This window comes from Mucilaginibacter sabulilitoris (genome assembly GCF_034262375.1).
Classification (GTDB): Bacteria; Bacteroidota; Bacteroidia; order Sphingobacteriales; family Sphingobacteriaceae; genus Mucilaginibacter; species Mucilaginibacter sabulilitoris.
Window position 1 is genome coordinate 5,407,257 of sequence record NZ_CP139558.1, and the last position, 11,718, is coordinate 5,418,974.

Below are 11,718 nucleotides of genomic sequence, written 5' to 3' on the forward strand. Positions count from 1 at the left end.
GTAATGCTTGGGGCCAAAGCAAAAAGAATATCAATACCGACAAGCATAAGTTACCGCTAAAGAATGATTTTTAGCAATTTTCAAACAAGGTTATTTTCTTTCGGCCCCCTGGTTAACCATGGCGTTATTAAAACTCTTTCTGAACTTTTTGATGTATTCAGAAGGTTTTAAATCAAACACTTTTTTAAACTGCTCACGAAAATATTTGATATCTTTTATTCCAACGGCATAGGCAGTTTCCAATATATTTAAATCGCTATGGACAAATAACTGTGCGGCTTTTCGCAATCTGATCGACCTTATAAAGCTATTTGCTGGTTGCCCTGAAATCATTTTGATCTTTTTGTAAATCCCCGAATACGACATATTTAATTCAGAAGCTAAGGATTGAAGATTAAATTCCGGATCAGTGATATGCTTTTCCACAATCCGGATACAGGAATCCAGGAACCGTTTATATTCAATTGAGATAGTGTGTGGGTTATTGTTCAGTGTAATTTCATTATAAAAGTATTGCTGAAGTGTGTTTCTGCTTTTAAGTAGCCCGTTGACCCGTGCTTTCAGGATATCTTTGTCAAAAGGTTTTCCAATATAATCATCAGCGCCCCCTTCAATGCCCTTTAATTTGATCTCATTTGATGCACTCGCGGTTAAAAGGATCACGGGGACATGAGAGGTTGCCATATTTTCTTTAATAGAAGCACAAACTTCTATTCCGGTCATACCCTGCATCATAACATCACATATAACGATATCAGGCCACTGCTCTTTAATAATTTTAATTCCGTCATCGCCGTTTGGCGCTACAAGAACGTTATATTCAAGTTTAAATATCTGACGAAGGTATTCTCTCATATCCTCATGGTCATCGATAATTAACAGCGTTTTGAATTCCGACACTGATACCCCCACACCAGGATCCGCTACAGATATTATATCATTGGCTGTAGTTTCAGAATCGATCAGTTCCATTAAGAACAAGGAAGTAGTTGTTGGCTGTTCTGAGATCATCTGATCTTTTAAATGCAATCTTCCTTTTTTCAAAGTAACGGTAAAGGCTGTCCCCGTTCCGGCCTGACTGTGATATTTCACGGTTCCGGCCTGGCGCTCTACAAAATTTTTAACAAGATAAAGGCCGAGACCAAATCCTCCGGTTGATGTACTGGCCAAATCAGATACCTGGTAAAACCGGCTAAAAAGTTTGTCGCCCACCTCGGAAGATATCCCACAGCCTGTATCCTCAACAATTATTGATATCTCTTGTTCAGATTCTTCCGCGCAGACACGGATTTTTCCGAACCTGGGGGTAAATTTCATGGCATTCGAGAGTAAATTAAACAATACGATTTCTGTTTTTTCTCTATCTGCATAAACATTCAAACAATCGGATGATGATACAAACTCCAAATTAATTTGTTTCCTTTTCGCTTCATGTACAAAACATAAATAAACCTCCTTACATAAATCTATTAAGTTTACCTTGCTTATTCTCAGCTGATCAGATTCCGACTCTGCCTTTTTAAAAAGAAGCAGTTGATCAACCAGACCTAATAGCCGACGGGCGTTTCTGTAAACAATGTTTAAATTGGAGGTATCCATCACCTCTTTTTTATTATACAAAAGTTCCTTAATGGGATTAATGATCAATGTCAATGGTGTTCTGAACTCATGAGAAATATTAGTAAAGAAGGCGAGCTTTCGTTCACTAAGTTCTTTTTCCTTTTCGCTTTCATAGTGAGCTATTTGAATTTCATATTTTAACTTGGCCTGGCGGTCCCTATACAAGAGATACAAATAAACCATTCCGCCAATAAATATGGCATAAATTGTATATGCCCACCAGGTTCGGTACCACGGGGGGGAAATAATGATAGTAAGGGATTTTGGCGTCTTGTTCCAGATGCCATCATTATTACTTGCAATTACCTTAAATGTATAAGTTCCAGGATTAAGGTTAGTGTAAGTAACCTTTCGTTGATTATTATTAAAATTCCATTTTTCGTCAAAACCTTCCAGCTTATAACGGTAAACATTCTTCTCTGAATGAGTATAATTAAGTGATACAAATTCAATTGAAAATACATTTTGGTCGTAATTAAGAAAAGCAGTATCAGCTATGCTAACCGGTTTTTTCAATACTGAATTTGTACCTGACCTTACGGATTTATCAAACACTTTAAAATCAGAAAAGTAAATTTGCGGGATTTTATTATTCAATTTAATTTTTGACGGATCGAAAACCACTATACCGGAATTTCCTCCTAAATAAATCCGACCATCAGCAGACCGATAAATAAGCGAATGCGAAAACACGCCGTCGCCTTCATCAAAATTAGTGATGGCTAATGTTTGGGGCCTAAACTTTGATACCCCTGTGGCAGAATTGATCCAAAGATTACCAAAGCTGTCTTCAACGAGATTATTAAAAACATTACTTGCAAATCCATTTTTACGTGAATAAACAATAAAAGAATCGCTTTCCGGAACGTATTTATTCAATCCATCGGCTGTACAGATCCAGATATTCTTTTTGCTATCCTCGAATACACAATGCACAATATTATTGCTCAGGCTGCCGGCAATTTTATCATTATAAGTATAGTGGTGAAAAATCCCGGTTTTCGGGTCAAAACGATCAACCCCGTTTCCGCTCGTTCCAATCCATACATTACCCTTGTTATCTTTTAAAAGATTATAAATGTGGTTACTGGCAATTGAATTAGGATTTTTATCATCGTTATAATAATGTTTAAATCGCTGTTTTTCTTCATCATATATCTTTAAACCGGCGTCTGTTGCCAGCCAATATTCATGAGGACTTACTTCAAGAATATCTCTGAAAACATCTTCATTGAAGAAATTACTCAGGGCAGAATGATGAAAGTGATGTATAAATCTATTGTTGGTACTGTCAAACTTATCAAACCCATTTTCTGTTGCTGCCCATAGCACACCACTATTGTCTAAATATATTTTGCCAACCTGATTGCTGCTGATACTTGATGGATCATTTGTGTGATGAAATAGCTTTGTCGCCTTGTTTATTAAATCAAACTGATAAAGTCCTTCGTTGGTAGCCAACCACAGCATATTGCCTTGCAATAACATACTTTTTGCTTCGCGAGGTGCGATTGATAAGGGAATGAAGTGGAATTTATATTGCGTAAAATCAACTTTTGTTAAAGCATCTTTACCACAAAGCCACATAATTCCGGCTCCGTCATTATAAACATAGCCATCGGCAATACTATTAACATTTCCAATTTTTCGCCATTGACCATTACCCTTATTAATAAAATAAAATCCACCGTTACTCCCAACAACTAAAGTGGAATCATTAGCCTGGTCAATGCTAAAGGCGCCAATATTAAGATTATCATGACTTGAAAAGCGGGTATACCGTTGGAGCTTAGGATCAAAACAAAAAAGACCGCTCCAATAGGTACCCACCCAAATACAGCCACTTTTTTGATCGTATAAAAGGCTCCAAATATCATTAGGACTTTTTTTAAGCTGAGATTCCGTTTGCGGATAATTTGTAAAACGTTTACTGACCTTATCGAATTTATTTAATCCACCATTCCAATTCCCTAACCAAAGCTTTTTCTTGTTATCCTCAACAATTGCGTTTACCGACTTCCCTTTTATTGAATGGTCGTTCAGGTTAGGTTTATAGCTAATAAATGATCGTTGATTTGCCACATATTGATTAAAACCGTCGTCGGTCCCTATCCAGATGGTTCCTTCTTTGTCACATAATATCGAAAAAATCTTGTTGTTACTTAGCGACTGTTTGACTTTATCGCTGTGATAAAATCGTTCAAATTTCTCTGTGTTGGGATCTAAAACATTTAGGCCGTCCATTGTCCCAACCCATATTTTTCCGTTTTTATCTTCTGCAAGGGCATTAATATAATTTGAGCTGATGCTTGCCGTGTTCCCAGGAATATTCACTAAACTTTCAAAGGAGTAGCCATCAAATTTACAAAGCCCATTATCTGTGCCTATCCACATATATCCACGCTTGTCCTTAAGTGCCACTGTTATATTTTCAGATGGCAGGCCGTCATGAGTAGTATATGATTTCAACGCAAAGTTTTTGATATCATTGATTGGAAGGTTTGTCAGAGTTTGCGCATTCAGACCAGTTATAAAACAAACATCAATAAGAAAATACAAGAGAACTTTATACATAATCCATTATCACTTTTAATTACCCGTATAAAATAGGACTTACACCTTCGCAAGCCATTAATAATATATTGTACTTAATACACTTATAAATATCATAATGACGCGACCCTAAAGACGTGAAGAACACAGCCTGTTAGTTGTATGAGGCATAGGCGAGAATCTTCAATATTGATGCATTAAATTCCATATTTGATGCATTTCTCGCTTTTGATAATGACAACCAAACTTCATTTAACCGCATGAAACAATTCCTTCAAATTTAGCCTACCCTCTCGTAGAATGCTGAAACATTAAGTTTATAAGTACTCAAATTTAAAAATTATTAATTGTACTTATAACAATAATTCAAAATACCACCAAGTATTAAACGGAACTGCTACATGTTAGAGAAAAAACAAATAAGAAGATGGCAAAAAGTTGAGGTATTGTATTAAAAGTATGTAAAATGACACTTTATCCCCGCAATATTGAGGCTTTACCCCCTTTTCAATTTCTGCTTTTTAAGAGAAATTTAGGTTAAACCATATAAACACAGATTTTACCTTTTTATTATTAATTGTAGCCGCTTTCACTGGCTAATCAGATTGCTGACAGCCGCATCTGGTAGCGATTGATGGTTAATTATGGCCCGGGATCTGATTTTTTTGATATGTCTACCACAAAAATATTTGAATTACTCCAGAATATACATCTGGTTGTTTTACAATCACCCTATGTCATTACTTGCTTCGTGACAACGTCAGGAAGGTCTCCCCCATGTCTAAAGTCAAAATCGAACAATCATAAAAACTAATTATTTAACATTTAATATAAGCACATGAGAAAAAATTTAACTATCGGGGCACTATGCTGCCTGTTAGCCTCCTTAGTGAGCTGTTCTAAAAACGCTATTGAAAAAAACGTTGACCTGTCCCGGCAAAATACTAAAAAACAAACACTTGCACTTTCAACTACTAACACAAACGGTTTTAGGGGCATAAACTGGGCCGATCCAAATGGTAATGAGGGTGACGGAAGGGTTGTATTGCCCAGCGGTATGACAACATCCCTCACCTCAACGCAGGCCGCCGCTTTGGCAACCAGTATATCCAGTGCCGTTAAAACAAGTGGTGGAACTACCATCAGGATGCCGATAAACCCCTGGACGGCATCAAGCTCAACCTATTGGCCGGTTTACCAGGCTGCAATTAACGCAGTTGTGGCAAACGGTTGCAAAGTGATCCTTTGTTATTGGCCAGTTGGTGTTCATCACGTACCCGATACAGCACAGTGGCATACCATGTGGACAACTGTAAATAATGTATATAAAAACAATACATCAATATTATATGAGCCAATCAATGAGCCTGTTGATTATTCAAGTACCGATTTGAACAACTTATATGCCGGTTTTTTAACCACTTATAACCCGGCGGATGGAAAATGTATCCTGGATGGCACCGGTTATGCTGCAGACGTAACTGCTGTTGGTGCCGATTCAAGATTAGCCAACCAATACCTTGGTTTACACTGCTACTGGTGGTTCTGGGGCTCATACAATGTTTGGTCAAGTTATTATAATATCATGTCGGCCAGAACAGGCTCCTATGCTTCCCGTACAATAGTTACAGAGGTTGGTATCGAAACATTCAGAAACATGAGTTTCTGGTGGCAATGGGATACCGGCGTATATGTTGATCAGGCATTCCTGACCGGATCACTTGCCTATGCCAAGGATAATTCAATGGGAACAATTGCATGGTCTGGCGTTAATGATATTGATACCTATCGCTGGTATACGGCAAACAATAACCTTACCGAGGTTAGCCCCGGTACTGCAAATATGTTCAGATGGTCATGGAAACTTACTGCTTCACCTGTTTGGATAGGGCCGGTTGCTGATGGCAGGTACAAGCTTCAAAACCGGGCTTCAGGCCTCATGCTTGATAATTTAGGCAGTACAACTGATGGCGCAGCTATAGCTCAATGGGCCGACGGAACAAGTAACAATCAGAAATGGAATATAAGCTATACAGCCGGTTATTATACCTTAAGCTGTGTAACAGGGAAAGAATGCCTTGATGTGGGTACCAATACTACCGACGGATCAAATGTTTTACAGTATGTGGTAGGCACAAGTACCAATCAACGTTGGTCGCTTGCTTCTACAGGAGACGGATATTACAGGGTGATTAACCTTACAACTGGTAAATGTCTTGATACAGGAGGTTTAACTGCTAATGGATCATCTGTACAACAGTGGTACCAGGGTTCAAGTAACAATCAGCAATGGAAACTTATCGCTCAATAAAAATACTGCGCTATTGCCGGGTGTAGACACCTGACTTTGGTTAAAAGGCTGTCTTAAAAAAAGGCAGCTTTTTTAGTTGATAACTTATTTCATTAGTAGTTGTTTACGTCAAATTGAAATATAAAAAGCATACTCTGAGGCTGTCTAAAATCATATATAAAAACCTTTTCGTAGAGATGTAATTATGCGTTTCCTGTAAAACAGAACTCTTTTGATAATGATCATGCACTATAAATTGCATACGGGCGACGCAATTATGCGTCTCTCCCCCAAATTAACATTCTTAGGTCACACATAAAACAAGCCCTCGATAGACCATCACAATTGGAAGTTCTATCGAGGGCTATAGTTAAAACAAGTTATGAATTACATCACTTAAATATGTAACACCAGGACATATTAATATCCTGGGTTGTTGGGCAACAATTTTTTGTTAATATCTATATCAGCCTGGGGCACTGGCCATAGCCATCCTTTGGCAGCGTTAAATGTTCTGGTCTCTAACTTAGCCTGTTTAAATTGCCATGTGGATGTGCTTGCTGGATTACTCAGCAAAGATTTATCATAGCCATACGCATCATGTACCAGGGACTGATCCTTCCATCGCAACATATCAGCATACCTGGTACCTTCCATAAAAAATTCAACCCTGCGTTCATGACGTAAAACCACCCGTAATTGTGACTGGCTTAAGCCCGTACCTTCTACAGCTTCAACTTTTGGCATGTTTACCCTTGCCCGAACCTGGTCAATGAGTGTATAGATTTCTGCCGAGGTGCTTCCAGATTCAATTAAAGCCTCAGCACGAATCAGCAATACATCAGCATAACGCATCAGGATAGTATTAAGGGAGCAATTATTGGGGTCCGCAATGCCGATTGCAGCGTACTTACGCGGACGCGCTCCCGATGGAACTACGTCATTAGCAGGAATGTAAGTAGTTGAGCCCCATTGGGAGCCGGGCAACACAACCGACGCAGCCAGTCTTGGGTCACGATTGAGATAAGGATTTTGAGAATTGTATCCTGAAGCCGAATTAGTGATAGGCAATCCATTGGTCATATAATATGAATCGATCAAATCAGCAGTCACGTTTGGCGTTGGCCAAACACTCAAAGATAAGGCAGATGATGGCCATGGCTGTGGCTGTGTGGTTGGTATATATTGGATATCAAAAATCACTTCGCTGTTGTTTTCATGTGCCTCATCAAACGTCTGACTATAATTGGGATATAGACTGTAGGCTTTAAGATTGATTACATCCTGCGCCGCCTGCGCAGCATCCGCCCATTTCTCATTATATAACAAGACTTTGGCTTTATAGGCCAGTGCGGCACCCTTTGTTGCGCGACCAACGTCAGTACCAGAATAGGAGGTTGGCAGTGCTGCTGCTGCATCCGTCAGGTCAGCTACGATCTGGGTCAGCACCGTGGCTTTGGCTGTCCGGGAAACATAAGCGTCCGAAAGTAATTGAACTTGAGTAATTAAGGGTACGTCGCCAAAATAAGCAATCAGATCAGTATAAGCGTAGCCACGTAAAAACTTCGCCTCAGCCGACATTTGACTCTTTACTACAGCATCAACATTTGCGGTGGCAACATCCTTTAAAAACTCATTAGCCCTGGAGATAATGGCAAAATCCTGACTCCACTTAGCATTAGGAGCCCAGCTGTTGGATGTTGTCTGCCATTCGCCTACTTCTTTAGACCCTTGCCAGGCATCCTGACAATAGGCGTTATCCGATTCAAAATCAAACTGAAAAAATTGCGACGGTGTTGCATTGGGCTGTATCGCATTGTAAATTCCAACCAAAGCCATTTTCACCTGGGTTTCATTCTGGTAGAAAGTTGTAGGAGACAAACGGTCTTTTGGAGTTTTGTTAAGAAGGTCCTTTTTGCAGCTTGCAAGATTGATAGCAGCAAATACGATTAAGACTTTATATATAGTTTTCATGATTTTATCATTTAGAAATTAACATTTACGCCTGCGGTCATAACACGAACCTGCGGATACGCTTCAGCCCTGGTTTGGTCTGCGGTTTGTTCGGGGTCAAAGCCTTTGAATTTGGTGAACGTGAAAGCGTTTTGCACATTCGCATATATCCTGAGTGAGCTTAAGCCAATTTTTTTAATGGCAGCCGGACTTAAGGTATACCCCAATTCAATATTTTTGATCCTCAGATAGGATGCATTTTCCACATAGAAAGACGAGTGGATATTGTTTTTCCCTCCATCCATTGTCAGACGAGGATACGTATTAGATTGGTTTTGTGGTGTCCATCTGTTTAACCACCAGGTACCCAGATTTGCAAATCCGCTAAAGGGTGATGCTATTTCATAATAGGTATAGCCCTGCATACCCTGTACACCCTGAAAAAATGCACCCAGGTCGAAACCTTTCCAGGCTATATTGAAGTTAAATGCATACGTAATATCAGGGAACTGCTTGCCAATGATTTTTCGATCATGATTTTGGTCGACTATACCGTCACCGTTTAGATCAGCATATTTTATATCGCCAGGTTGGGTATTGCTGTAATCAGTTACTTTAACAATACCTGGTTTAAGTGTATAATCACGCTTTGCATAAGGAATCGATGAATCGCTGTTATTTTGCCATGTAAAATCAGAGATCTGATAAATTCCCGTCATTTGGTAACCGTAGAATGAATTTATAGCAGAACCAACAACAATTGCTTTTGGAGAAGTAAACTGCTGGGGCACATTCATGCTGAGGATCTTGTTTACAATATGTGATACATTCAGGGAAGTTCTTAATTTGATACCATTATCAAATGCCTTTCTGTAGGTGATACCAAGCTCGAACCCCTTGTTTTGTACTTCGCCTGCATTAGCCATTGGAGGTGATTGGGCAATCGTTAATGGGATCGGCTGGGTCAGCAAAAGGTTCTTAGTCCTTTTATCAAAATAATCTGCAGTAATTTCAATGTTATTATGCAAAGAGATGTCGAGGCCCAGATCCAGTTGCTGAGCAGTTTCCCAGGTCAGGTTTTTATTAGTCATTTGAGTAATAGCAACACCAGAATTAAGTGTTCCGCCGAACGAATAGTTCTGGCCAGAGCTCAGGATATCGCTGCCGTTATAATAATTGCTGATGTTTTGGTTACCCAAACGGCCCCAGGAAGCACGAACCTTTGCAAAATCCAGCCAGCTCTGGTTTTTCATGAAACCTTCCTTAGATACTACCCAGCCAGCAGAAAATGAAGGAAATGTTCCCCATTGCTTACCTTGGGCAAACCGCGAAGAACCGTCTCTCCTGATATTGGCTTCAAATAAATATTTTTCATCAAAAGCGTAATTAAAACGGCCAAAATATGAGCGAAGACCAAGGTCATAACTCCCGGCGTTATTGGTTTGGGTGGCTGGATCGCCAAGGTTCAATACCCGTTGCGTGTTATTCACAAAATGTAAACGATAACCGCTTTGCCAGTCATAGGTAAACTCCTCTTCACTATAGCCAGCCAAAAAATTAAATGAATGGCGATTCATTGTCTTGTTGTATTTCAATAAACCGGTAAGCAACGAGTGGCCGTCAATCTCACTTGTTGCAGTCAAATCTGAAGGTAATTGTGTAACGGTTCCGTTTTGGTTTTGCAAAGTCACGTTAGCGTGAAAAGCATTGCCATTGGTGGAGATTACGTTATAGCCGTAAGTAAGTTGCGCACTTAATCCTGGCAAAATTTTATATTCAGCTTCGGCCTGGCCACTAAAATTATAGCGTTTTGTAAGATTTGTACTGCCTTCTTTAATCTCTCCATAATAGTTACGTTCGCCGTTAACCGAAACCCAGTTTCCGTTGGCATCTTTAAGCGGATGTATTGGTGCTAAGGTTGCATACCATTCGGCGTTCCAAAGGTCGGTTGGTTCATTTTTTATCCCCACGTTTCCGGATATATTGCCTGAAACACGGAGTTTTTTATCTTTTAGATGGTAGCTGTCAAGATTAAGGCGGAAGTCTGTTTTCTTATAATTGGTTGCAACCAATATGCCATCCTGATCCAAATGGCCCAGCATAAAGGAATAATTAACATTATCACTGCCCCCGGTTGCACTTACCCTGTGATTTTGCATATAAGCATTACCATAGTACACGTCAAAATAATTGATATCCGGGTACAACGGGTTATTGTGAGCCGCATACTTTTGGATTATTGAGTCGGGATATGTGGGGGGCGTTCCACTATTTATATCTGCCTCATTATGCAGCGTAGTATACTGAACCGAGTTTAATACTTTAGGTAGCCTTGTCGGGCTCTGAATACCTGCATATCCGCTATAATTGACACGGATTTTGCCTGCCGATCCCCGTTTAGTGGTAATTAATATAACACCGTTCGCAGCACGGTTACCGTAAATAGCCGAAGATGCGGCATCCTTCAGCACTGAAATTGATTGAACATCATTAGGGTTTACATCTCCAATGGTTCCCGGAAAACCGTCAACTAATACCAATGGGGAATTATCTCCAAATGTTCCCACCCCGCGAATGTCTATTACGGTATTGTCATCTCCCGGTTTACCTGAGCTTTGCAGCGCAAACACACCGGAAACGGTGCCCTGTAGTGCCTGGCTGGTATTTGTTAAAGGGCGGCTTTCCAGATCCTGCGTATTTACAATACCTACAGAACCTGTCAGATTTTCTTTCTTCTGCGTTCCGTAACCTACCACCACCACATCATTCAGGGTTTTCATTGATGGTTTAAGTTTTATTGCGATATCAGTTTTCCCGTTAATTGCAATTTCAACTTTCTCATAGGAGATATAAGTTACCACGAACACAGCATTTTCGGGTACATTGCTAAGCTGAAAGTTGCCTTTTATATCAGTTAGCGCACCTTTATTAGTTCCCTTTACATTGATAGAAACTCCTACCAGCGGCTGATCATTAGTAGCATCAACCACAGAGCCCTTTACAGTAATTGCAGCTTTATAAGAAGCTGTTCGAGCTGATATAGGCCTGTTGTGGTGAGTTAATAAACTGGGGGTTGACGCGTTAGCACCAATTGGCAATATGAACAATGCCAAAGCGTTAAATGTGGTGCGGAAACCCCTGGAATACAAATAATTTGAAATAAGTAATTTTCGTTTCATAATTGGGTTATAAATAATTTAAGTTGTTGGGTTGGATAAGCAGGGCAGCAATATGTCAACATGGCCGGTAAAAAGCCGCCGACAACCGAAAAGCATGTCTTTAAATGAAGAAATGCAGTTCCC

The 11,718-nt window shown here is 39.7% G+C and carries 4 protein-coding genes; 1 reads left to right on the forward strand and 3 read right to left on the reverse strand.

Features of this window, described 5'->3' with window-relative positions:
- Positions 1-90 precede the first annotated feature (90 nt).
- Positions 91-4,089 (reverse strand): two-component regulator propeller domain-containing protein, encoded by a 3,999-nt coding sequence (locus SNE25_RS23205; protein WP_321561396.1) that lies wholly within the window; start codon positions 4,087-4,089, stop codon positions 91-93.
- A gap of 922 nt (positions 4,090-5,011) precedes the next feature.
- On the opposite strand from SNE25_RS23205, the gene SNE25_RS23210 reads away from it, so the two are divergent.
- Positions 5,012-6,484 (forward strand): RICIN domain-containing protein, encoded by a 1,473-nt coding sequence (locus tag SNE25_RS23210; RefSeq protein ID WP_321561397.1) that lies wholly within the window; start codon positions 5,012-5,014, stop codon positions 6,482-6,484.
- A gap of 399 nt (positions 6,485-6,883) precedes the next feature.
- Here SNE25_RS23210 and SNE25_RS23215 read toward each other — a convergent pair whose 3' ends face one another.
- Both SNE25_RS23215 and SNE25_RS23220 read right to left on the reverse strand, forming a co-directional pair.
- On the reverse strand, positions 6,884-8,437 hold the full coding sequence (locus SNE25_RS23215) for a RagB/SusD family nutrient uptake outer membrane protein (RefSeq protein ID WP_321561398.1): 1,554 nt from the start codon (positions 8,435-8,437) through the stop codon (positions 6,884-6,886).
- An 11-nt stretch (positions 8,438-8,448) separates the two neighbouring features.
- Entirely contained in the window at positions 8,449-11,595 is a 3,147-nt protein-coding gene (locus SNE25_RS23220; protein WP_321561399.1) for a SusC/RagA family TonB-linked outer membrane protein, read from the reverse strand.
- Between the last annotated feature and the right edge of the window lie 123 nt (positions 11,596-11,718).